The sequence below is a fragment of the Pseudoalteromonas sp. JC3 genome (genome assembly GCF_030291895.1).
Classification (GTDB): Bacteria; Pseudomonadota; Gammaproteobacteria; order Enterobacterales; family Alteromonadaceae; genus Pseudoalteromonas.
Window position 1 is genome coordinate 2,072,884 of record NZ_CP127855.1, and the last position, 24,647, is coordinate 2,097,530.

19 protein-coding genes are annotated in these 24,647 nt (G+C 43.1%); 15 read left to right on the forward strand and 4 right to left on the reverse strand.

Annotation, left to right across the window (positions count from 1 at the left end; all coding sequences use genetic code 11):
- Nucleotides 1-108 precede the first annotated feature (108 nt).
- The 8 genes from QSH61_RS08635 to QSH61_RS08670 all read left to right on the forward strand — a co-directional run bounded on the left by QSH61_RS08635 (nt 109) and on the right by QSH61_RS08670 (nt 13,287).
- The gene (locus tag QSH61_RS08635) at nt 109-4,947 is read left to right on the forward strand and encodes an NAD-glutamate dehydrogenase (RefSeq protein ID WP_010604634.1); all 4,839 of its coding nucleotides are present in this window, start codon (nt 109-111) and stop codon (nt 4,945-4,947) included.
- A gap of 137 nt (nt 4,948-5,084) precedes the next feature.
- Entirely contained in the window at nt 5,085-6,095 is a 1,011-nt protein-coding gene (gene pyrD, locus QSH61_RS08640) for a quinone-dependent dihydroorotate dehydrogenase (protein WP_039495731.1), read from the forward strand.
- A gap of 121 nt (nt 6,096-6,216) precedes the next feature.
- Nucleotides 6,217-6,744: a cell division protein ZapC domain-containing protein gene (locus QSH61_RS08645; protein WP_174168957.1), complete on the forward strand. Its 528-nt coding sequence runs from the start codon at nt 6,217-6,219 to the stop codon at nt 6,742-6,744.
- Nucleotides 6,745-6,834: 90 nt separating this feature from the next.
- Entirely contained in the window at nt 6,835-7,218 is a 384-nt protein-coding gene (locus QSH61_RS08650) for a zf-TFIIB domain-containing protein (RefSeq protein WP_174168956.1), read from the forward strand.
- A 92-nt stretch (nt 7,219-7,310) separates the two neighbouring features.
- On the forward strand, nt 7,311-9,422 hold the full coding sequence (gene rlmKL, locus QSH61_RS08655) for a bifunctional 23S rRNA (guanine(2069)-N(7))-methyltransferase RlmK/23S rRNA (guanine(2445)-N(2))-methyltransferase RlmL (RefSeq protein ID WP_174168955.1): 2,112 nt from the start codon (nt 7,311-7,313) through the stop codon (nt 9,420-9,422).
- Complete coding sequence (locus QSH61_RS08660) at nt 9,415-9,645, forward strand: glutaredoxin family protein (protein WP_206472837.1); 231 nt, start codon at nt 9,415-9,417, stop codon at nt 9,643-9,645. The genes rlmKL and QSH61_RS08660 overlap by 8 nt, the downstream gene beginning before the upstream one ends.
- A 1-nt stretch (nt 9,646) precedes the next feature.
- Nucleotides 9,647-11,563 carry an ATP-binding cassette ATPase Uup gene (gene uup / locus QSH61_RS08665; RefSeq protein ID WP_010604640.1) on the forward strand — a complete coding sequence of 639 codons (1,917 nt, stop codon included), beginning with the start codon at nt 9,647-9,649 and terminating at the stop codon, nt 11,561-11,563.
- Nucleotides 11,564-11,571: 8 nt separating this feature from the next.
- Nucleotides 11,572-13,287: a DUF3466 family protein gene (locus QSH61_RS08670; protein ID WP_174168953.1), complete on the forward strand. Its 1,716-nt coding sequence runs from the start codon at nt 11,572-11,574 to the stop codon at nt 13,285-13,287.
- A 116-nt stretch (nt 13,288-13,403) separates the two neighbouring features.
- Here the strand turns inward: QSH61_RS08670 and QSH61_RS08675 are convergent, their stop codons facing one another.
- Entirely contained in the window at nt 13,404-13,913 is a 510-nt protein-coding gene (locus tag QSH61_RS08675) for a DUF2062 domain-containing protein (protein ID WP_010371507.1), read from the reverse strand.
- Between QSH61_RS08675 and QSH61_RS08680 the strand changes: the two genes are divergently transcribed.
- The 7 genes from QSH61_RS08680 to tcdA all read left to right on the forward strand — a co-directional run bounded on the left by QSH61_RS08680 (nt 13,914) and on the right by tcdA (nt 21,312).
- Entirely contained in the window at nt 13,914-16,139 is a 2,226-nt protein-coding gene (locus QSH61_RS08680; protein ID WP_248298731.1) for a DNA internalization-related competence protein ComEC/Rec2, read from the forward strand.
- Between the two features lie 62 nt (nt 16,140-16,201).
- The gene (msbA, locus tag QSH61_RS08685; RefSeq protein WP_206472838.1) at nt 16,202-17,941 is read left to right on the forward strand and encodes a lipid A export permease/ATP-binding protein MsbA; all 1,740 of its coding nucleotides are present in this window, start codon (nt 16,202-16,204) and stop codon (nt 17,939-17,941) included.
- Nucleotides 17,942-18,925, forward strand: a complete 984-nt coding sequence (lpxK, locus tag QSH61_RS08690; RefSeq protein WP_206472839.1) for a tetraacyldisaccharide 4'-kinase — start codon at nt 17,942-17,944, stop codon at nt 18,923-18,925.
- Entirely contained in the window at nt 18,915-19,112 is a 198-nt protein-coding gene (locus QSH61_RS08695; RefSeq protein WP_010371492.1) for a Trm112 family protein, read from the forward strand. The genes lpxK and QSH61_RS08695 overlap by 11 nt, the downstream gene beginning before the upstream one ends.
- Nucleotides 19,100-19,861 carry a 3-deoxy-manno-octulosonate cytidylyltransferase gene (gene kdsB / locus QSH61_RS08700; RefSeq protein WP_174168950.1) on the forward strand — a complete coding sequence of 254 codons (762 nt, stop codon included), beginning with the start codon at nt 19,100-19,102 and terminating at the stop codon, nt 19,859-19,861. The genes QSH61_RS08695 and kdsB overlap by 13 nt, the downstream gene beginning before the upstream one ends.
- Nucleotides 19,848-20,513, forward strand: coding sequence for a TIGR01621 family pseudouridine synthase (locus tag QSH61_RS08705; protein ID WP_206472840.1), 666 nt, complete (start codon nt 19,848-19,850; stop codon nt 20,511-20,513). Before kdsB ends, QSH61_RS08705 begins: the two co-directional genes overlap by 14 nt.
- 1 nt (nt 20,514) lies before the next feature.
- The gene (gene tcdA / locus QSH61_RS08710; RefSeq protein ID WP_206472842.1) at nt 20,515-21,312 is read left to right on the forward strand and encodes a tRNA cyclic N6-threonylcarbamoyladenosine(37) synthase TcdA; all 798 of its coding nucleotides are present in this window, start codon (nt 20,515-20,517) and stop codon (nt 21,310-21,312) included.
- 29 nt (nt 21,313-21,341) lie between these two features.
- On the opposite strand, the gene QSH61_RS08715 is transcribed toward tcdA, so the two are convergent.
- The 3 genes from QSH61_RS08715 to QSH61_RS08725 all read right to left on the reverse strand — a co-directional run bounded on the left by QSH61_RS08715 (nt 21,342) and on the right by QSH61_RS08725 (nt 24,354).
- On the reverse strand, nt 21,342-21,749 hold the full coding sequence (locus tag QSH61_RS08715) for a SufE family protein (protein ID WP_010604648.1): 408 nt from the start codon (nt 21,747-21,749) through the stop codon (nt 21,342-21,344).
- A gap of 4 nt (nt 21,750-21,753) precedes the next feature.
- Complete coding sequence (locus QSH61_RS08720) at nt 21,754-22,965, reverse strand: aminotransferase class V-fold PLP-dependent enzyme (protein ID WP_206472844.1); 1,212 nt, start codon at nt 22,963-22,965, stop codon at nt 21,754-21,756.
- A 102-nt stretch (nt 22,966-23,067) separates the two neighbouring features.
- The gene (locus QSH61_RS08725; RefSeq protein ID WP_010371472.1) at nt 23,068-24,354 is read right to left on the reverse strand and encodes a citrate synthase; all 1,287 of its coding nucleotides are present in this window, start codon (nt 24,352-24,354) and stop codon (nt 23,068-23,070) included.
- Between the last annotated feature and the right edge of the window lie 293 nt (nt 24,355-24,647).

Here is a 24,647-nt window from a genome sequence, read left to right on the forward strand (position 1 = left end):
AGGCTGTTTATTAGCGTCAGAAAGGTTAGAATTTACCTGACTCCACGCTAATAAATGGCTGTACAAATAATCTACCGTTCAAAGGTGGTATAGATTAAGGAACACATAATGACACAAAATGAAGGCACAGCTTCTGTTATCCTAGATAACGTCTGCAAGCTTATCCATAAAAAAGTCCATGCTGACAAAGTGTCACTTGTCGAAACGTTTGCCAAAACCTTGTACAGCAACATGTCTAAAGAGGATTTGGCACATCGTAACGACAGTGACTTATACGGCGCAGCATTGAGCCTTTGGAATGCCCTTGATAAAAACAAGTCTGACGATGCCGTCATTCGCGTTTTTAATCCTGAGGTTGCAAAGGATGGATGGCAATCATCGCATACGATTGTCGAGATAATCGCTAAAGATATGCCGTTTTTGGTTGATTCAGTGCGCATGGCGATGAATCGCAAAAACATAGTCTCTCACCTATTACTTCATTCTCCACTTAAGTTACAAAGAAATGATGCAGGTGCAATCACCGCAGTTTCTAACTTAAAAGCAGAACAAGAATCTACGTCTACTAAGACCGTATTCTTTATCGAAATCGACAGGCAAACAGATGATTCGGTGATCGCTGATTTTACAGCTGAGCTTGAATCTGTCTTAAATGATGTTTCTGTTGCGGTTGCTGATTGGCTACCAATTCGCGATAAATTGGTGAGCGTAAGTAAAGAGCTGCCGACCCGTCATTATAGTTGTTCAAAAGAAGAAGTTGCTGAAGCCGTCGAGTTTTTAGACTGGCTGGTTAGCGACAACTTTACCTTTATGGGCTATCGCCAATATGATTTGACTCCAGTTCAAGGTGACTATGAGCTGAAGCCAGTTGAAGGCACAAGTCTCGGCCTGATGAAGAACTCTGGTGACGATCACAGCCGTTTATTGTCTGAACTGCCTGAAGTTGCGCGCAAAGAGGCACGCAGTAACAACTTGTTGATCTTAACCAAGACAAATTCACTTTCACGCGTTCATAGACCAGCGTATATCGACTATGTTGGTATCAAGCGTTTTGATGATGAAGGTAACGTGATTGGTGAAGACCGTTTCATTGGCTTGTTCTCTTCTAGCTTCTACAACAACAGTGCGGTAGATGTTCCGGTACTTAAGAGTAAAATTAACCGTATCATGGAGCAATGTGACTTTGCTAAAGGCACACATGCATACAAGGCGGTACTCAATATTCTTGAAACCTATCCTCGTGATGAGTTAGTACAGGCACGCGAAAGCGAGCTGCTTGAAGTGGCAATGGGCGTTTTACAAACTCAAGAGCGTGACATGTGTCGCTTATTTGTGCGTAAGGATGTGTATGGTCGTTTCTTCTCTTGTATGGTTTATGTGCCAAGAGAGAGATACAACACAGCGTTACGCCGTGAAACTCAACAACTGCTAGGCCGTGCATTTAAGTCTAGCGACAAAGTAGAGTTCACCACCTTTTTCTCTGAATCAACACTAGCGCGTACGCATTACATCGTGCGTGTTGATGACAACAACATAGATTACAACGTGAAAGAAATCGAAAATAACTTGGTAGAAGCCGCTCGTACTTGGGAAGACAAGTTACAATCTGCACTTCTTGAAAGAACGGGTGAGTCTCGTGGTAACGAGTTAAACCGTAAATATACGAATGCCTTCCAGTCTGCTTATAAAGATCAAGTGTTGCCGAGTGCAGCAGTAGTAGACATCGAAAAGCTAGAGCAACTAAACGAAGATAACAAACTTGAGATGCTGTTCTACAGACCTCAAGAAGAAGCAACGTCGCAACTTGTTCGTTTGAGTCTGTTCCATAAAGCAGAGCCAATTCACCTATCAGACGTGATGCCAATGCTTGAGAACTTTGGCCTACGTGTTATTGGTGAAACACCATACGCTGTGAAGACGACTGATGGTCAAGTAAACTGGATCATGGATTTCTCTATGCTTATCGACAGCAAAGGGATCACAGATTTTGACAAAGTATCAGCACGTTTCCGTGCGGCATTGACCAATGTGTGGAATAACCGCCTAGAAAACGATGGTTTCAACCGTTTAGTGTTATTAGGTGGTTTAACTGGTCGTGAAGCATCTATCTTACGCGCATATGCTAAATACATGCGCCAAATTGGTGTGACGTTCTCGCAATCTTACATCGAAAATACATTTGACCGTTACCCGCACATTGCAGCGATGATCGTTGATCTATTCGTGAAGAAGTTTGCACCGAAGAAAGTTGCCACTGAAAAGGCACTTCAGAAGGTTGTTGATGCAATCTACCTTGAGCTTGAAAACGTAGCGAATCTAGATGATGACCGTATCATTCGTTTGTACGTTGATATGATCAATGCAACGCTGCGTACTAACTTCTATCAAAAAGAAGCTGATGGCACGAATAAGTCGTATACATCATTCAAGATCCAGCCAAGCGCAGTGCCAGATATGCCATTGCCATTACCTGCGTTTGAAATCTTCGTATACTCTCCACGCGTAGAAGGTGTTCATCTACGTGGCGGTAAAGTGGCTCGTGGTGGTCTACGTTGGTCAGACCGTCGTGAAGATTTCCGCACAGAAGTACTTGGCCTAGTTAAAGCACAGCAGGTTAAGAATACAGTTATCGTACCTGTGGGCTCTAAAGGCGGCTTTGTTTGTAAACAACTTCCAACTGAACGTGAAGCGTTCTTCAAAGAAGGCCAAGAGTGTTACAAGATCTTCATCCGTGGTCTACTAGACATCACAGATAACATCGTACATGGTGACATTGTGCCGCCAGTGGATGTTGTACGTCACGACGAAGACGACCCATACCTAGTTGTTGCAGCGGACAAAGGGACTGCGACTTTCTCTGATATCGCAAATGGTATCGCTGAATCATATAACTTCTGGCTTGGTGACGCTTTCGCGTCAGGTGGTTCAATTGGTTACGACCACAAGAAGATGGGTATTACTGCTAAGGGCGCTTGGGAATCGGTTAAGCGTCACTTCCGTGAAATGGACATTGACTGTCAGACGACTGATTTTACTGCAGTTGGTATCGGTGACATGGGTGGTGACGTATTTGGTAACGGGATGCTGCTATCTAAGCACATTCGCTTACAAGCGGCATTCAACCACATGCACATCTTTATCGATCCAAACCCAGATGCAGCAAGCTCGTATGTAGAGCGTGAGCGTCTATTTAATCTGCCACGTTCAAGCTGGGAAGATTATAATAAGGATCTGATCTCTGAGGGCGGTGGTATTTTCTCTCGTGCAGCGAAAGCAATTACGCTAAGCGCTGAAATGAAGAAGATGATAGGCACTAAGAAATCGAGCATGACACCAAATGAGTTGATCAAAGCATTGTTGAAGATGCCAGTTGATTTATTGTGGAATGGTGGTATCGGTACTTACATCAAGTCTAAATCTGAAACTGACGCTGAAGTAGGCGACCGTGCAAACGACGCGCTACGTATCAACGGTGGTGAGCTTGGTGCGAAGATCTTTGGTGAAGGTGGTAACTTAGGTGCTACTCAGCTGGGTCGTATCGAATTTGCTTCAAACGGCGGTCGCATCAATACTGACTTTATCGACAACGTAGGTGGTGTTGCCTGTTCGGATAATGAAGTTAATATCAAGATCCTACTTAACGGCCTAGTTGCTGAAGGTGAATTGACGAATAAGCAGCGTAACGAATTACTGTATTCAATGACAGATGAAGTATCAGAATTGGTACTGAAAGATTGTTACCGTCAAACGCACACGCTTTCGGTTACTAAGTCTAAAGGTCCAGCGACGCTGAAAGAGAAAGTACGCTTTATCCATGCACTTGAAAAAGACGGCAAGTTAAATCGTGCAATCGAATTCTTACCAACTGATGAAGAGCTAGCAGAGCGAGCGGCGGCAGGTAAAGACCTAACACGTCCTGAGCTATCTGTACTGGTTTCTTACTCTAAGATGGTATTAAAAGAGACATTAGTTGTTGATGAGATCTCAGAAAATCCATACTACCGTCAGTTGCTAGTGAACTCGTTCCCAGCACCGCTGCGCGAGCGCTTCAATGCTGCGATGGATAATCACCCGCTACGTAAAGAGATCATTGCAACGAAACTTGCAAACAATATCGTTAACGATATGGGTCTAAACTTCATGGTTCGTATGCACGAAGAGACAGGTGCAACGGATGCAGAAATTGCGGTTTGCTACTCAATTGCAAGTGCAATCTTTGAAATGAAGGAAACGTGGTCAGCGATTTCTGCGCTTGATAATAAGATCCCAGCGGCAGTTCAAACGGAAATGCTATATCAATTACGTCGTACGGTTCGCCGTGCAACGCGTTGGTTCTTACGTCACCGTGACAAGTCTCAAACTATCGAGCAAACCATTGCGTTCTTTGCACCTACATTTAAAGATTTAAGTGCAAATCTACACAACTACATGGTTGCAAATGAAAGCGAGCAGATCGTTGATAAAGCACGTGACCTTGAGTCTCAAGGTGTACCTGCTGAGATTGCACTGCGTATCGTGTCACTTTCAAGCTTGTTCTCGGTCATGGACTTAGCGGAAGTTGCACATAGCTCAGGTCGTAAGATCGGTGTTGTGTCTAATACTTACTTCACGCTTGGTGCAAACATGGGTCTACATTGGTTCCTTGACCAAATCACGGCTCAACCTGTGGCAAACCATTGGCAGGCGCTTGCTCGTGCTTCATATCGTGAAGAGCTTGATTGGCAACAGCGTTCATTGTCAGAGGTTGTGTTAAACAGCTTTGCTGGTGATGACAGTGATATCAATGAACAGATTGAACAGTGGATGGATAAGCAAGCTGGCTTACTACACCGTTGGCAGCAAATGTTAACTGAGTTTAAGACCTCGCAAAGTCATGACTTTGCTAAGTTCTCAGTTGCACTTCGTGAGCTAATGTTACTAAGCCACAACTGCGATACTTCCAAATAATCTAGAAATCGCTACAATACCCCAGCTTTGACTGGGGTATTTTTTTGTCCAATGCCATTGGCATAATCCATTTAGCTAAAGTTACGCTTGGGTAATTTTAGCTAAGTTGATTACGTTACCAATACTGAGGAGCTACCATGTTTTACGATCTTGCGCGTCGTTTTATGTTTAATAAAGATGCGGAGTGGGCACACGATTTTGCCCTAAACAACCTGCGCCGCTTTGCGAATACGCCAATGAGCCTTGCATGGTCTCAATCAGTTCAAGACAAACCTGTTAATTTTCTAGGGTTAGAGTTTAAAAATCCAGTCGGGTTGGCCGCCGGTCTTGATAAAAATGCTGAGTGTATCGAAGCATTTGCGCAAATGGGTTTTGGTTTCATTGAAGTGGGAACTGTCACGCCGAGACCACAAGCGGGCAACGACAAGCCTCGGATCTTTCGTTTACCAGAGGCAAATGCAATTATTAATCGCATGGGGTTCAATAACAAGGGCGTCGATTACCTAGTCAACAATGTAAAAGCAGCAAAATACGATGGGATCCTTGGGATCAACATTGGTAAGAATAAAGATACACCAAATGAACAAGGTAAAGATGACTACATTCACTGTATGAGAAAAGTATTTGAGCATGCCTCATATATCACCGTGAATATCTCTTCACCAAATACACCGGGCCTTAGAGATCTACAATATGGCGAAGCGCTAGATGATCTATTGCAAAGCCTGAAAAATGAACAGATGGATCTGATCGCCAAGCATAATAAGTCAGTGCCTATGTTGGTAAAGATCGCACCAGATGTTGATGGCGTTCAGTTAACCCAGATCGCAGAATCGTTAGTTAATAATCGTATTGATGGTGTTATTGCAACTAACACAACATTAGCCCGAGATGCGGTAGAAAACCTAGAGTACGGTAATGAAGCAGGTGGTTTGTCTGGTAGACCTGTTCGTGAAAAATCGACGCATGTTGTCAGCGAATTGAAGCGTATTACCGACGGTAAGCTACCAATCATCGGTGTAGGTGGTATTGACAGTGCGGAATCTGCAAAAGAGAAATTTTCAGCTGGTGCAGATTTAGTACAAGTCTACACAGGCTTTATTTATGAAGGGCCTGCACTTGTTAAAAAGATCGTTTCGTCCTTATAAGGATCGGTCATATAACCAAATGATCCAAAACAAAACGTTATTATAAAAAATTTCATCATTGCGTTTTTCGCGTTATACTCCCACTTACTAGTTGAGCTAATTGGTTGGTGGGAGAGAAGTTTTGCAAGCTTCAAAAGAGTGGCAATGGATCCGCTGCACAGAAAGGAACAGGTTGTTAATTGATTTGGGTGAAGAGCTTCAGCTTTGCACGCCTTTTCGGTTGCGCCACCTTACTGAAGACTCAACCGCTAATCCCAATTTTAGTCTCAGCGAAGCTGAATTTTATCAGAGTGTATTTTCTTACCTTTGCGGTTTTGGTGTTTGGAATGAGCCCAGATGCTGTCAAATCGCTTTGAATGCAACTGCGGCAAAGTTTCATCTGCAACCGATGCAAGCAAAAAGCTGGTTTTTTAAGCCATATTTTGGTGGTGAACCTGTGAGTGAGGCGGTTGTGTGTTTAAATTCCAAGTTAAGCCGTGGCGAGTTTCTAATTATCGAGCATGATGGTCAGTCAAGTCTTTGTTTAAGCTTGAACGAGCAATTTATTCTTGATGAAGGAATAGAGCTTGAACAATTTCAAGCGATAAAAGTACTGAACGATCGGTTAGCGCCTCTTGTGTTAACACACCAAGTTCATCAAAGCGCATAGCCAATTTCATCCCATCGTTTTATTGACCAGCAATTATTTCCTGTATTAACCTGTACCTAATTTGAATTGTTTGCTGATCGAGGGATTAGAATGCGCTGCCTCTGCGATAAAACATTAAAACTAACTTATGCCGACGCTGAAGGACATTGCGGTTATCAATGTCAGTCATGCGGTGCCATTTGGTTGCCGCGCAAATTTATTGATTCCATTAAACATACTTATCACTTTAGTTATACCGATTTTATTGCAAAGCGGTCGTTGGTTGAGCGTGACGTTTTACAATTATGCCCTGATGATGGTCATACACTTAAAGACTATACGCTCTTTGAAGCTAGTTTTAGTGAGTGCGGGTGCTGTGGTGGCGTGTGGTTTGAAAAAGGGGAGCTCCATAACTTACTGCAAAATTACCAAAGTAGGAACTCGAACATAAGCGCGCTAGATAAGTTAAATTTTCTGAACTTGCTAAATTTTTAACGTAATTTATCCCCATACAACCAAGCTCAACTAATAACTAACGATAACTTGTGTGTTATACTGCGCCCAGTTGAAATTTAAGGGTATTCAAATTGCAATTTATCGCATTGACATCTATTGGTGTAGAGCAGTTACTGGTTGAAGAATTAACCGAGTTTGGTTTTGAAATAAACAAGCAAACCGTTGGTTCAGTTAAGTTCACAGGTGCTAATCTAGACGTACAAAAGTTCTGTATGATGACACGATTTGCAACGCGCGTGATGTTGCTTATTGATGACAAACCAGAAGTGAATGACAAAGATTCTCTCTACAAGTTTGTTCGTTTTCAGGCATGGCAAGATTGGTTTAGCCCAAAGCAGACCTTTGCAGTAGAGTTTAATGGTACGAATAATGCGCTTAAAAATACGCAATTCTCTGGCTTGGTGGTTAAGGATGGGATCGTTGACTACTTCAATGACCTGTTTGAGCAACGTCCAGATGTTGACAAACAGACACCGGATATTCGCATCATAGCGAAATTATCTAAGCAAGGCTGTGCGCTATATATCGATTTCTCGGGACCTCGCTTATCTGATAGAGGTTATCGTGACAAACAAGGTAAAGCGCCAATTCGTGAACATTTAGCGGCAGCGCTGGTTAAACGTAGCGGCTGGCTTGAAGATACTAATAAGCCGCTTTTTGACCCCTGCTGTGGTTCTGGCACGTTATTAATTGAAGCGGCATCTATGGCGCTTGGCTTACCTACTAACCTTAATAAAGATTTTGCCTTTAAACGCCTGCCGAGTTTTCGTGAAAGTAAGTTCACCGAGCTTAAAGCACAATTAAAGGTACAGCCAGAGCAAAAGAGCTTATGGCTGATCGGTAGTGATATCGATGAACGTGTGCTGTCAATTGCTGAGCGTAATGCCAAGCGCGCAGGCGTTGAGTCACATATTAAGTTTAAGTTTGAAGATGCCAATCACCTTAGCCTTGCTGCTAAACGTCCTGGCATTGTGCTGAGTAACTTGCCTTATGGCGAACGTCTAGGTGGTATGGCTGAAATTATTACGCTATATCGCAATATGGGTATCGCCTTTAAAAAGCACTATAAAGACTGGAATTTGGCGTTACTTGCGAGTGAAGAAAGCCTATTAAAAGTGCTAAAACTAGCGCGTAAAAAGTCTTATAAGTTCAAAAATGGCCCGCTCGACGTGCTGCTTAACTTGTATGAAATGAATGAAATGCAGGTACAGCAAAATAAACAGAGCAGTGGGCTTAATTTTGAAGGCTCGACTGCGTTTGGTAACCGCTTGAAGAAAAATCTACAAGGCTTAAAATCTTGGCTGAAAAAAGAAGACGTTAATGCGTATCGTGTTTATGACGCGGATATCCCTGAGTACAATGTTGCGGTTGATGTATATAACGACAACGCAGTCATCTTTGAATACAAAGCGCCAAAAGAAATTGACGATAGCGTTGCGCAAAAACGTTTGCAAGACGTGATCACACTGACCGCCGAGCAGCTTAATATTGACCCGCTAAACATCGCGGTAAAAGTAAGAAAGCGCCAAAAAGGTCAAGAACAATACAAAGCCCTAGACAAGCAAAACCGTACTGAGGTAGTAGAAGAGTACGGTGCTAAATTTAAGGTTAACCTATTTGATTATCTTGATACTGGTCTATTCCTTGACCACCGTTTAGCCCGCAAGTTTATTCAGCAACATTCGAAAGATAAACGCGTGTTGAATCTTTTTGCATACACAGGTAGTGCTTCCGTGCATGCCGCAGTTGGCGGTGCTAAGTCTGTTACCACAGTAGATATGTCAAAGACCTATCTAAAATGGGCTGAGGAAAACTTTGAGCTAAATGGTTTGAAGAACCCACGTTTCAGATTTGAGCAAGCGGACTGCTTAAAATGGCTTGAAAGAGCAGTTGGTCAATATGATTTGATATTCTTAGACCCACCAACATTCTCTAACTCTAAACGTATGTCAGATGCATTTGATGTACAAAGAGATCATTTAAAACTATTTGGTTGGGTAAAGAAGATATTAGCACCGAACGGTGTACTGCTGTTTTCTAACAACAAACGCGGATTTAAAATCGATGAAATGGGACTTGCGGCACTTGGCCTAACCGCTGAGGAATACTCATCGCAAACCTTGTCTTTGGATTTTAAGCGTAACAAACAAATTCACAACAGCTGGTTGATCCGTCATGATTAAATGTACTTTATTTCACACCGATGGTTGTCATCTTTGTGAAGAAGCATTGGCGATGTTAATTCAATTTTTGCCTGAAGCCGAAATTGAACTCGTTGATATCGTCGATTGTGTAGAGACGATGACGGAATATCAATATAGAATTCCAGTGATTAAAAAAGGCGAGACAGGTCAGGAACTTGGCTGGCCTTTTACTCAACAACAACTACAAGAATTTATAGAATAATATGGATCTCATTCGAATTGCTAAAGCGCAACTGGCTTTTGGCTCACACCCTATACTTGACCAAGCTGATGCCGTTATTGAATCTGGCGAGCGCGTTTGTATCGTGGGCCGAAACGGTGCCGGTAAATCAACGTTACTGAAAGTACTTGATGACCAAGTTCAACTTGATGATGGTGAAATCAATCGTGTTGGTGGATTAAAAGTTTCAAGGCTAGAACAAGACCCACCAAAGGGCGCAAATGGGTCGGTCTTTGATTATGTTGCAAACGGTTTACCTGATGTTGCTGAGCTACTCATTGAATTTCATGAAGTCAGTGAAAAACTACAAACCAGCCAGTCAGATAAACTGATGACCTCGCTTGAGCGCCTGACTCAGCGATTGGAAAGCGAAGATGCGTGGCGTTTTGAGTCACGGATCAAGCAAGTGCTTAGCCAGTTGCAATTAGATGCGAATATGCGCCTAGAAGAACTCTCAGGTGGCTGGCTACGCAAAGTTGCACTGGCCAAAGCCTTGGTGAGTGACCCAGATTTACTGTTACTCGACGAGCCGACTAACCACCTTGATATGCAAAGTGTCATCTGGCTTGAGCAATTCCTGAAAGAGTTTAAAGGGGGGATCGTGTTTATCTCTCACGACCGTGCCTTTATTCGCGCAATGGCGACCCGAATTTTAGATTTAGACCGTGGCAAGTTGGTTTCATACCCTGGAGATTATGCGCAATATCTAGAACAAAAAGCTCATGATTTAAAAGTGGAAGAGCAACAGAATGCCTTGTTTGATAAAAAGCTTGCCGAAGAAGAAACCTGGATAAGGCAAGGGATCAAGGCCCGCCGAACCCGTAACGAAGGGCGTGTGCGAGCACTAAAAGCGCTTCGTGTTGAGCGCAAGCAACGCATCGAGCAACAAGGTAAGACAGACTTCAACATCGAGACGGCGGATCGTTCCGGTAAGCTGGTCTTTGAAGCGAAACATTTAGACAAAGCATTCCAAGAAAAATGCATTGTAAAGGACTTTTCAACGCTGGTGATGCGTGGCGATCGTATTGGCTTGGTCGGTCCTAATGGAGCAGGTAAAACTACGCTGTTAAAAATGCTTTTTGGTGACATTAAACCTGACGCAGGCAGCGTAAAACAAGGCGTGAACCTGGAAGTTGCGTACTTCGACCAATACCGTGAAAAATTGGATGAAGAAGCAACTGTGCAGGATAATGTCGCAGAAGGTAAGCAAGAAGTAATGATGGGCGGCCGCTCACGTCATGTGCTTGGCTATCTGCAGGACTTTTTATTTCCGCCTGCGAGAGCTCGAACCCCTGTAAAGGCATTATCAGGCGGTGAAAAAAACCGCTTATTGCTTGCTAAGCTCTTCCTTAAGCCTTCAAATATTATTGTGCTGGACGAACCGACCAATGATTTGGATATTGAGACGCTTGAGTTACTTGAAGAAATCTTAAACCAATACCAAGGCACGGTGCTGGTCGTCAGCCACGACCGAGAGTTTATCGATAATACCTGCGGCAGTGTCTGGGCGTTCGAAGGCGAGGGCTTGGTGACAGAAATTGTTGGCGGTTATAGTGATTTTGAACTGTACCAGCAAAGACGAGAGCAGCAAAAGAAAGAAGCACAAAAGGTTCATCAAGAAAAGCAGCAACAAGTCGAGACTAAAAAAGCAGCTGCACCTGCTCGTTCAAATAAGCTGAGTTACAAATTAAAACTTGAATTAGAGTCGTTGCCCAGTAAAGTAGAGGAACTTGAAGAGGCTGTGAACAAACAACAAGCACTGGTCAGCGATCCAGACTTCTTTAAACAAGATCAAGAAACGACCCACAAGGCATTGAACCATTTGACTGAGCTAGAGTCGAAGCTGGAAGCCGCGTTTGAACGCTGGGAAGAACTAGAAGCATTACAGAATCAGCAGTAAGGATTAAAATGAAATTTAAACTTTTAGCCGCGAGTGTCGCCGTAGCCCTTTCACAACAAGCGGCCGCTGCCACCTATCAGTTAACTGAATTACCAAGACATGATAATAGTAAATATAGCTACGTGTCGGACGCAAATGAAGCTGGAGACGTGATTGGTCATGCTTCCAATTTATTTGGTGTTAAGATTGATGTGTCATATATCGACTTCGATGATTCAACACTGAAAAGCGATTATGACAATGTAAAGAAGCAATATGAGCAGATAGAAGAAGAAATTACCTTCACCTTAGATGATATTCAAAATAATGATGCTGCAAATACCAACGCACAAGCTCATGCATTTATGCTTTATCACTTAAGTCGAAGAGGGGCTAATCAATTTCAAACTGTTGTTCAAGCAATCTCTCTTACGTACAACAACAATACTGCTGAAGAATTTGTAGTATATGATGAACAATCTCCTGATTACGAAGGGCTAACTCGCTCGGTCACTAACTACCTTACAAGCATCGCAGAAGACGGTACAATAGTGGGCTGGGGCTCTGCACCTTTTAAAAAGATAACTTTTACTCCTGAGGGTGAAACAGAAGAAGAAACTTATTTTGTACGCGATTGGCGAAATAAAGGAATTTTGGTAACTCCTGCTGGTGAGAAAGTTAGGCTGGAGCCCGCATTTACTGAGCATGGCGGTATTTCTATCGCGACAGACATCAAGCAAACTAACGAAGGTGGTTATATTGTCGTCGGGCAAAGCTCTACGTCATTATCTCAAAGAGCAATCGAAAATATAGCGGATGATTGTGATGGTGTAGATGAGCCAGTGGATGTTTGCATCCAGAGTATCAGCACTCCATATCACACTAGGGCATATAAATGGACTTTTGATAACAACTTTAATTTAGTTGATGCAACAGATTTAGGGCTCGGTTTTACGCCTGATGAAGATAGTGAAATTGCATACTCTAGTATTGCTGTTGCGACTAACTCGGATGGGTTAACCGTTGGTTACTCTCGAGTACGTAGACAAAGAGATGATAGACTACTGCCATATGAACAAGCTGTTTATTTCGAAGACGGTGAAATCAAACGAGTTAGAGAAGTTGAGAGCTTTATTGAATATAGCCAAGCAGTCGATGTGAATGACAACGGTACCATAGTTGGTGTATTTGGACGTTTCAGTGGAGGCTCTAGAGACTATGACGCAACTGGCTTCTACTTTAATACTACAAGTGCTGAGTTTAAGGAGATGCCCACATACTTTGAAGGTTCAGCAACAGCAATAAATGACATTAACAATAATGGCTTTGTTGTTGGTCAAGGTGTGATTGAAAAGAGTGGTTCAAACCGTCGTCGTGAAGCCTTCTTATATGAAATCGGGGCGGAAAAGCTAGTAAACATTAATTCTCTTCTTCCCTGTAAGAGCGATACCTTCCCTTACACGATTGCGGAAGCAGTAAAAATTACTGACGATAACAAGATCTATGCGATTGCCACCAAAACGGTTGAAAGACGCAATACACTTGGTGAAATTGAGAAGGACAGCAAAGGTGAGACTGAGTATGAGTCGGTAAGCTTACCGGTTCTACTTACGCCAATTTCTGGTGAACCTGAAAGCTGTACACCACCTGAAGCAGAGACATATGAGCGTCAATCTGCAAGTTGGTCTTGGCTTAGTTTACTCGCGCTACCACTAGTGGCGCTGAGAAGACGTCGTAAAGCCTAAAGTACAATTTATACGATAAAAAAGCCCGGAAGGGCTTTTTTTGTGTTTGAAAAGAAATATTCGCAAATTCAATTCGATATTTAATTCAAGCGATAAAAATCTTAACTATACTGGTATTAGCCTTGGCCGCGACTTTGCCACGCTTTATTCACTGAGCGTCGCCACAGGTAGTCGATACCGAAAAAGCCGATAATGGCGGCAAGTGTTGCGCAGATCAAAGAGCCGACGATAAATGCAGGCCCAATCGTTGTTAGGCTTTGTGCAAGCCATTCCCAACTCGCCTCAAAATGGAATGGTTGCTGCTCTTGACCAAGAGCAAATACACCGACTAGGTATGAGCAGTAAAATATAGGTGGCATCGTAAGTGGATTGGTGATCCACACGAGTGCAATAGACAAAGGCAAGTTAACGCGAAATGGAATCGCTAGTGCTGCCGCCAGTACCATTTGAAAAGGAACAGGGATGAATGCGAAAAATAGCCCCACCGAGAATGCGCCGCGTGCTGAGCGCCGGTTTAAATGCCACAGGTTGGCATCATGCAGTAACTTACCAAAGATTTTTAATGATTTCTGTTGTTTGATTTTATTATGATCAGGTAAAAAGCGTTGAATCGTTTTTTTCGCCATTTGCAGCTGCCATCTACTTGGATTCTGATATGTTTTGGAATAATTCTGGGTTGCTTCAGTGCGGTATTTCTTCTCGACAATTGGCGATCAGCCGCACTAAGCATATTCCTCTACTTCATGGGCCGCTATTCTAAGCTTTTTTGTCCTATATTGGCAGGATTTATTTTAGGGATTTCCATTGCTATTGGTCATTACTTTGTTTTTTATCAGCTAAAAATACCAGAAATGTGGCAATCGCAGCTTGTTACTGCTTCGGGTAAAGTTATTGAGGTTGATAATTCTGTGATTGGTGAAGCGTTAAAGGTAAAGCTTGAGCAAGTTGATGGCTACCAATTTGCCCGTTGGCGTACAGTAAACGCAAAACTCTATCGTAACTCATCCACGCCTATGTTGCGTGTCGGTGACCACATTGAATTTACGGTAAAACTTAAGCGTTATCGTAGCCGAATTAATATCGGACTTTTTAATGCTGAATTGCATGCGTTTAGGAAGCATATATATTTTAAGGGCAGCATCAAAACAATCAAGTCGGTAGTGAAGGACACTACGTGGCGAGATAACTACCGCTTATTCATAGATAAAAAGCTTGATGGGCGCAGCTATGCTTGGCTGTACTATATTTTATTAACTGGCGATACAAGCAAAGTCGACTTCGAAAACAAAACACAATTTAGAAGTCTTGGCTTGAGCCATCTGTTAGCGATTTCAGGGCTGCATATCGGAATGGTATTTGCCATCGCGTTTTTGCTGATAAAAGTCGTGCTGTATTGTATCCCGGTAATAATTCCCCAAGCAGCTAACTTACATCAATGGTGTTTGGTTTTTGCGTTACTGTTGTGTTTTGGTTACGTCATTCTCTGCGGTTACAGCGTATCGGCGACTCGAGCTTTAATCATGGCAATGGTGTGGGTTGCTTGTTACCTCTTTGCTGTGCGCCTTAAAGCGCTTCAGGTGCTAACAGTTGCGTTGACCATCGTCTTGATAGTAGACCCGTTTTCACTACTCAATCCTGGTTTATATTATTCCTTTTTTGCGGTTGCTATCATCGTAACGTTAGTGACAAAAGTTGGCAGAGGTTTAGGTGCAAAGCTACTTGCCTTAACCAAGTTGCAGCTTGCGTTATTTACCTGTCTGTTGCCACTCAACCTGTATTTCTTTTCCGGTGCGAGTATTATCTCATTGGTTGCGAACATCATTGTGATCCCGTTGGTTTCCATCGTGGTATTTCCGCTACTACTGCTTCATGTTACTGCGCTGCACGCTATTGGTTGGCAACTTCCACTTCATTTAGTTGATAATGTGTTAGTGTTTCTTTTTGAGCTGTTGCAAAGCGCTCCACTAACTTGGGTAGATATACCCGGCGTTTCGTCCATGTTTCTAATAACCAGCTACTTAAGTGCTTTGCTGCTGTATTTATTCAGAAATTATCTTGGTTTATTACCCATATTGTTTTTCCTCGTTCAGTATCAATTTCGAGCCTCTCCGCTATGGCAAATCGATATCTTTGACGTGGGTCACGGAACGGCAGTGTTAGTTTCTCGCAATAACAAAGGGCTGCTCTATGATGTGGGGGCCAAGTATTTTGGTTATTTTTCGATGTTCGAGTTTGTGATCAAACCTTATCTTTTGAATAATCGAATTACGCTGCAAGATACCATCATTAGTCATAATGATGGCGACCATAATGGTGGCGTTGACGACCTCATAGTCTATGACGGCGGAAAATCGTTACAGCGTTTTCACCCTGCAAGTCCAGCTGATAGTTGTGTGCTAGGAACACATCAATTTCAAGGGCTAGACGTATCTGTGATCTGGCCTCAAGAAGTGTCGAACAATGACAATAATAATTCTTGTGTGGTTCGTATCTCTGATGGGCGTTTTACGCTTTTATTACCAGGAGATATTGAGAAAATAACCGAAACTAAGCTGCTTAACATTGAAAAAGAAGCACTCAAGGCCGATATATTACTGGTTCCGCATCATGGTAGTGGCAGCTCTTCAAGCGAGCAGTTTATTCAAGCGATTGACCCAGATATTGCGATATTTTCTCGTGCCTTTTATTCGCCGTGGAAAATTCCCAATGAGAAAGTGATTGAAAGATACCAAAGAGTAGGGAGCACACTATTGGATACCGCCTTAGATGGCCATATAAAGATCTCAATTTTTGCTCAAGAAATTACAGTTGAACGAGCTCGGGAAGTGGAAAATTACTGGTTTCTCAGATAATCCATTCAGTTTTAACGATTTGAAAGTTACAATAATGCCATATAGAAAAGTAGAGGCTGGCAATGCAACCAACCGACAAGCAGATTTACGCTAGATTATTTAGCTATGTAAAAGATTTTAAACTCGCTGCCGTATTTTCAGTAATTGGCATGATAGGGTACGCTGCGATGGACGCTTCGTTCGTTGCCTTAATGGATCCGTTTATCGATGAGGGTCTCACTGCAGGCAATCGCGATGTACTAAAATTGGCTCCCTTTGTTGTCATCGCGCTAGTTATTGGACGCGGCATCTTTAATTATATGGCATCGTATTGCTTGTCTTATGTCGGGTCGCAGGTTGTGCGTGCTTTGCGACAGCAACTATTTGAACACATGTTGTATCTACCAGTGTCGTTTCATGATCAACACTCTAATGGTGAAATGATATCAAAAATCACTTTTGATACGGAGCAGGTACAGCAAGCCGTCACTAAGGCACTTCAAGTGCTGATCCGTGAAGGTGCATTTGTATTTTTCCTGCTCATTACGATGTTTTATGCAAGTTGGCAGCTATCGCTCATTTTCTTAGTTGTGGTACCGATCGTGGCGGTGATCGTTACTGTGGTGTCTAAGCGCTTCAAGAAAATCTCCAAGAATATTCAAGATGCGATGGGAGAAGTGACGAAAAGCTCTGAGCAAATGATGGCGGGTCATAAAGTCATTCATGGCTTTGGCGGCCAAGAAAAAACCATCTCTCACTTTGCTAAAGTTAATAATCATAACCGTCAGCAACGCGTAAAAATGGATGCGACTAAAGCGCTGAGCGTATCTATCATCCAAATCATAGCGGCGAGCGCAATGGCGGTGATACTCGCGATTGTCGCGATGCCTACTATGGTAGACAAAATTTCATCGGGCACTTTTGTCACTTTGATCACCTCTATGATGATGATGCTGCGTCCTTTAAAACAACTTGCCAATGTGAATAGCGACCTGCAACGCGGGATCTCTGCGGCGAAAAGTGTGTTTGCGGTGATTGATCTTGAACAAGAAAAGGACACTGGCACTCAGTCTTTATCTCGTGCTCAAGGTAACCTACAAGTCAAAGACTTAACCTTTACTTATCCATCTAAAAACGATCCGGTGATTGAGTCATTAAACCTTGAAATCAAAGCTGGGCAGAGTATTGCGTTGGTAGGTAGAAGTGGTTCAGGCAAATCAACTATCTCTAATCTATTACCACGTTACTATGATATTGAAGCGGGCAGTATTGAGTTAGATGGCACGAACATAAATGATTACCAGCTTGCGGATCTACGCGCGCAGTTTTCCATCGTGTCGCAGCAAGTGGTGTTGTTTAATGACACCATTGCAAACAATATTATGTACTCGTTAAAGCAACCCTTATCGCAAGAAGCCCTAGAAAAAGTAGTAAAACAAGCCCACGTCTGGGAATTTGTTAAAGATCTTCCTGAGGGCCTAAATACCGTTGTTGGTGAAAATGGCGTGATGCTTTCTGGCGGACAACGACAACGTATCGCTATCGCGCGTGCTATTGTGAAAGATGCACCTATCCTTATTTTAGATGAAGCAACATCAGCATTAGACACAGAATCTGAGCGTTTGATCCAACAAGCGTTAGAAGAGCTGATGGCCGACAAAACAACCATAGTAATTGCCCATAGGTTATCGACAATCGAGCGTTGCGACTGCATCTATGTGCTAGATAAAGGTAAGATCATCGAACAAGGCAAGCATGCTGAATTGGTCGCGCAGGAAGGGGTTTATCATGCACTTTGCAAAATGCAGTTTGGTGAGCAATAAATGGCATCCAAAATAGAGCAAAGTTGGTATAAAAAACCGGGACTACTAACGCTATTATTGCTTCCGCTAAGCCTGTTATTTGGACTTATTAGCTCGGTGAGAAAGGGGCTTTATCAACTCGGCTTTTGCCCTGCGTACCGCTCGCCTGTTCCGGTTATTATTGTCGGTAACATCAGTGTGGGCGGTAACGGCAAAACGCCATTTGTACTTTGGTTAGTCCCTTTTCTTGAAAATCTTGGTTTTAAGGTTGGGGTGATCAGTCGAGGCTACGGTGCAAAACCCAGTTTAACCCCATTTTTGGTCACTGAAGCGACCTCAACGGAAGAGGGCGGTGATGAACCTTGTTTGCTCGCCAAACGATTGAAATGCCCAGTGATGATTGGTGCTGATAGACAAGCCAGTATTGAAAAATTATTGGGTAATAGCGATGTAAACATCATCGTCAGCGACGATGGGCTACAGCACTATAAATTGGCACGAGATATTGAGTTCTGTATTGTTGATGCTGTGCGACGCTTTGGTAATGGCTTATGGATGCCAGCAGGGCCGCTTAGGGAATTACCTAAGCGTATTCAGAGTGTTGATCTTGCCGTATATAATGGTGGATGCGAAAGTTATTCCTACACGTTAGAGACCGTTGGTTTTTTTCGTGTTACAGATGATAGTCCAGCATCCAATATTGAAATGGCTGGCGCTTCAGTCTGTGCTATCGGCAATCCCGCGCGATTTGAAAATACGCTACGAGATAGGGGGATTGTTCTGAGTGAAAGCCTACATTTTGCGGATCATCATCCATATCAAGCGTCCGACTTCGCGCAAATCGATAACGGCGCTATTTTTATGACAGAGAAAGATGCGGTAAAGTGTCGCACTTTTGCAAAAGATAATTGGTATTACCTCAAAGTAGATGCCAAACCTACATCAGCGCTTGAAAAAGCGGTATTAAATTTACTTAAAAAGAAAGAGATTTATCATGGCCTTTGATACCAAATTACTAGAAATAATTGCCTGCCCAGTTTGTAAAGGCAAATTAAGATATGACAAAGAAAACAAAGAGTTGATCAGCACAGCAGCTAAGCTTGCTTATCCAATTAAAGATGATATTCCTGTGTTATTGGAAAACGAAGCGCGCGAGCTGAGCAGCGATGAGGTTGAGCAGTGGAATTCGTAGTCGTTATTCCGGCGCGTTATGCTTCAAGCAGGCTGCCTGGTAAACCACTTGCTGATATCGGCGGTAAACCAATGATCCAGCGTGTTTACGAACAGGCGATTCAATCTGGTGCGGCAGCGGTTTATATCGCAACCGATCACAGTGCGGTATTTGAGGCAGCGCAAAACTTCACTGATAATGTGCTCATGACGCGTGAAGATCACCAATCTGGAACTGAGCGACTCGCCGAAGTTGTTGAACAACTGGGGCTGAACGAACAAACCTTGGTGGTCAATGTACAAGGTGATGAGCCACTGCTAGAGCCTGATAACATCGCACAAGTGGCAGCACTACTGCACCATTCTGATGCACCGATGGCGACTTTGTGCGTTGATGTGGAAGATGTGGAAGAGGTGTTGAATCCGAATGCGGTGAAAGTGGTGTCTGATATTCAAGACAACGCACTGTATTTCTCTCGCTCTTCTATTCCGTTTCAGCGTAACAGCATGTTAACGCTCGACAAAAATAGCATTCCAGTGAGCCATTTTAAACGTCATGTTGGCATATATGCCTATCGTGCGGGCTTTATTCAAACCTATTTATCGCTAAGTGTTTCACCGCTAGAGGTGCAAGAGTCACTTGAGCAGCTACGTGTGCTGTATCATGGATACAAAATTAAGGTCGCTAAAGCGGTTAAGCCGGTGCATGCTGGAGTGGATACCCCCGAAGATTTGGCACGGGTTCAAGAGATACTGAATGGAAAAGTTTAAGCTCATTGCGGACGAGATAGACTATGTGGTTGCATACAAACCACAAGGTTTGAGCTTCCATAGTGAGGACGGTGCAGGTTTTGTTGCCTTACTGACGGAGCAACTAGGCTATCCCTTATTTGCGGTTCACCGCCTCGATAAAGTCACGTCGGGACTCATCCTTTTAGCGAAGTCTAGTGAGGCTGCAAAGCAGCTAACGAGCCTGTTTTCCGCTCGAAAAATAGATAAATTTTACCTGGCGTTAGTTAGTGCGAAACCTAAGAAAAAGCAAGGTTGGATAAAAGGCGATATGGCTAAGTCGCGCAGAGGTACCTATAAACTGATTAAAACTAAGCTAAATCCTGCGGTGACTCGATTTTATTCATGCTCTGTTGCGACCAACCTACGCGCTTGTATTGTCAAACCGTTTAGCGGTAAAACACACCAAATTCGGGTGGCACTAAAAAGCATCGGTGCACCAATTTTAGGTGATTTAGCCTATAGTGGAGAGCCTGCGGATAGAACGTATCTTCATGCATTTTGCCTTGAATTTGAATGGCAAGGTAACCATCAACGCTATCAAGCTGCGCCTGAAGGTGATGGTGCATTTGGCCATTTATTGGCACATGAAATCTTTGCAAGTTGGCAAAATCCAAGTCAATTAGAGTGGTAACATGACGGATTCGAATAGAGAACTAAGATTTGGCGGTATTGGTCGGTTATACGGTAACGCCGAGTTGGAAGCATTAAGTAAAGCACACTTTTGTGTCATTGGTATTGGTGGCGTTGGCAGTTGGGCTGTAGAAGCGCTAGTGAGAACGGGTATAGGTAAAATAACGCTTATCGATATGGACGATATTTGTGTAACCAACATCAACCGTCAGTTACATGCTCATAGCGAAAGTATCGGGATGCAAAAGATTGAAGCAATGCGAGATCGCTGTCTTGCGATTAACCCAGATTGTGAAGTTACCCTGATCGATGATTTTCTGATGTTAGATAACATTAGAAACTACATTCAAGGCTTTGATTATGTTATCGACTGTATCGACGCGGTTAAAGAGAAAGCGGCGCTAATCGCATATTGTAAGCGCAATAAAATACCGGTGATCACCACAGGTGGTGCAGGCGGTCAAACCGATCCGAGCCAGATCCAATATGGGGATGTGGCAAAGACGACCCATGATCCGCTGCTGGCAAAAGTACGCTATATTCTCAGAAAACAATATAACTTTAGCGATAATCCAAAACGTAAATTTGGCGTAGATTGCGTGTATTCCACAGAGCAACTCGTTTACCCAAGTACCGATGGCACCGTGTGCAAAGCAAAGCAACAAGCTGAAGGTGGGAAAAACATGGACTGCGCCACCGGGTTTGGCTCTGCCACTATGGTAACCGGGAGTTTTGGTTTTTTTGCGGCGTCCAAAGCAATACGTAAGTACCTCGATAAACAAAGCAAAAGCAGCGAATAAGTGTGCTCGTTTGAGCACCTTATATCACGTTATTTTAATATCTCCGCCTGCACTTGGATCTGTTCAACAATCGCACGTATACCATTACCTCTTGATGGGCTTAGGTGAGCAATTAATCCAAGCGACTCGAACAGCTTATAAGCATTAAATTGGCTCGCTTGCTCAGGCGTTTTACCTGCGTACGCTGCAATGATGATTGCAAGTATGCCTTTAACAATACGCGTATCTGAGTCGGCAATAAGTACGAGCTGCTGCGCGTTTTCATCTAAGTCCAGATAGAGCCAAACTTTACTATCACAGCCCGACACTAACGCTGAGTCAACTTTCAACGCATCAGGAAGCTCAGGAAGTTGTTTACCTAGCAGCATAATTTCACGATACTTGGCTTGCCAGCCATGACTTTCAGACAATTTTTTTGTGATATGTTCAATATTCATAAGTTCAATCTAATAATTCTATTGTGGCACTTAACGCATTAATAAAATGCTCAATATCGTCTTGGTTATTATAAAAAGCCAAACTTGCACGTACTGTCCCATTAACCTTGAGCATTTTCATTAGCGGCTGAGTACAATGGTGTCCGCTTCTGACTGCTACGCCGTATGTATTGAGTAGTGTGGCAAGATCGTAGTGGTGTTCGTTTTTATAGTTAAAACTGACGACGCCAACATTGTTTTGTGTATCGCCATAAACCGTGATGCCTTCAATCTGTTTTAGCTTTTCTAGAAGGAAGTGATAGAGCGCTTGCTCATAACGTTGAAGTGCACTGGGATCAATCTCGTTTACATAATCTATCGCTGCGGCAAATCCGATAACGCCAGAAATATTGGGAGTGCCGGGCTCAAACTTGCCAGGTGCCTCTCGATAGCTGGATCGCTCAAAACTCACTTCTTTTATCATTTCGCCGCCGGTTTTGTATACGGGGAGCGCATTTAGTTGCTGGTATTTACCATAAAGTCCGCCGACACCTGTTGGTCCAAGCGCTTTGTGAGCTGAAAAAACATAAAAGTCGCAATCCAGCGCCTTCAGATCAGGTCTTAAATGCAGTAAAGACTGTGCGCCGTCGATAACCGTGATGGTACCTAAGGCCTTGCAAACCGAAATGAGCGACTCAATTGGATGAATATTCCCAAGTGCGTTTGAAACATGGCCCATTGCTAACACATCAGGTTTATGCTGCTTTAACATCGCAATAGCGCCTTGCTCATCGAGGACGCCGTCTAACATAGGTAACACCAGCAAAGTTGCGCCTGTACGTTGACAAGCTTCTTGCCAAGGCACTATGTTAGCGTGATGTTCAAAGGGACTGATGGCAATGACGCTGTCTGAATTTAAGCTTGCACTCAGGCCATGAGCCACCAAGTTTAGTGATTCAGTTGCGCCGCTGGTCCATACGATTTCTCGTGTTTCAACATTTAAAAAATTGGCAATTGTTTCTCGGGCACTTTCGTAGCGAACAGTGGCGTTTTCACTAAGCGTGTGTAAACCTCTATGTACGTTTGAATTCTCATCTTGATAAAAAGTTTTTATGACATCAATGACTTTGTTCGGTTTTTGCGCAGTTGCAGCAGAGTCAAGATAGCAAAGCGGCTGTCCATCAAGTTGTTTGTTCAAAATTGGAAAGTCGTTGCGCAGAGATTGGATGTCAGTCATAACGTACCTGAGTTAATTGAGCAGCGCGATTCTAACGAATACGCGGCGATATTAAAACAAAAAAGGCCGCATTAAGCGGCCTTTTCAAACACAATAACGAGATTATCTGTCGTTTTGTGTTTTGTAGTCGCGAGACGTGTAGCCTTTGTAAAGCTGACGCGGACGACCAATTTTGTGTCCTGGCTGAGAAAGCATTTCGTTCCAGTGTGAAATCCAACCCACAGTACGAGACATCGCGAAGATAACTGTAAACATGCTTGTTGGGATACCGATTGCTTTAAGAATGATACCTGAATAGAAGTCTACATTCGGGTATAGCTTCTTCTCAATGAAGTAAGGGTCTTCTAGGGCAATCTGTTCAAGTTTCATTGCTACGTCAAGCAGTGGATCTTGAATGTTTAGCTCTTTAAGCACTTCGTGACACGTTTGACGCATTACTGTCGCGCGTGGGTCAAAGTTTTTATAAACGCGGTGACCAAAGCCCATTAGACGGAACGGATCGTTCTTATCTTTTGCTTTTGCAACGTACTCGTCAATACGATCAACAGAACCAATTTCTTCAAGCATAGTTAAACATGCTTCGTTTGCGCCGCCGTGTGCAGGGCCCCAAAGTGATGCAATACCTGCCGCGATACACGCGTAAGGGTTTGCACCTGAAGAGCCAGCAAGACGAACTGTTGAAGTTGACGCGTTTTGCTCGTGATCTGCGTGAAGCATGAAAATACGATCCATTGCTTTAGCAAGTACAGGGCTGACGTTGTAGTCTTCAGCTGGCACAGAGAACATCATGTGAAGGAAGTTTTCTGCGTAGCTCAAGTCGTTACGTGGATATACGAACGGTTGGCCAACGTTATATTTGTACGCCATTGCAGCAATTGTTGGTAGCTTAGCTACTAACTTGATTGCACAACGCATACGTTGATCTTCGTCAGAAATATCCAAATCGGAGTGGTAGAACGAAGATAACGCACCAACTACACCACATAGCATTGCCATAGGGTGTGCATCTACACGGAAGCCTTGGAAAAACGCAGCAATCTTCTCGTGCATCATTGTGTTGCGAGTGATCTCATCTGAGAACTCAGCTAGTTGTTCTTCGCTTGGTAATTCACCGTTTAATAGTAGGTAGCAAAGTTCAATATAGTTAGAATTTTCAGCAAGTTGCTCAATTGGATAACCGCGATGAAGCAGTACACCTTTGGCACCGTCAATGTAAGTGATAGACGAGTCACAAGAGGCAGTCGACATAAATCCTGGGTCATACGTAAATAGGCCGTGAGCACCTAAAGAACGAACGTCAACTACGTCTTGACCAGCAGTACCTTCGTAAATTGGTAACTCAATCGGATCGTGACCATCAATATGGACTGTGGCTTTTTTATCTGCCATCTATTTGTCTCCTATTTAATAACAATATTCTGATTGTTATGTTGTGATACTAATGTTAAGCAAATTCAGATCATTCTAACTTATAACCTAGGTTAAAAGTCAATTTTTCTGTGATTTATGCATAAATGTATAATAAATATTCTACGACGATTAAATATTAGACCATTCGCTAATTCGCAAGCGTCTCTATCTAAACAAGAATTGTAAAAGGGCGCATAGCCTTATATACTGTCAACGGTTTTATACCGTATCGTCTGTGGGTAAACCTATTTTTACATCAATTTTTACACTCG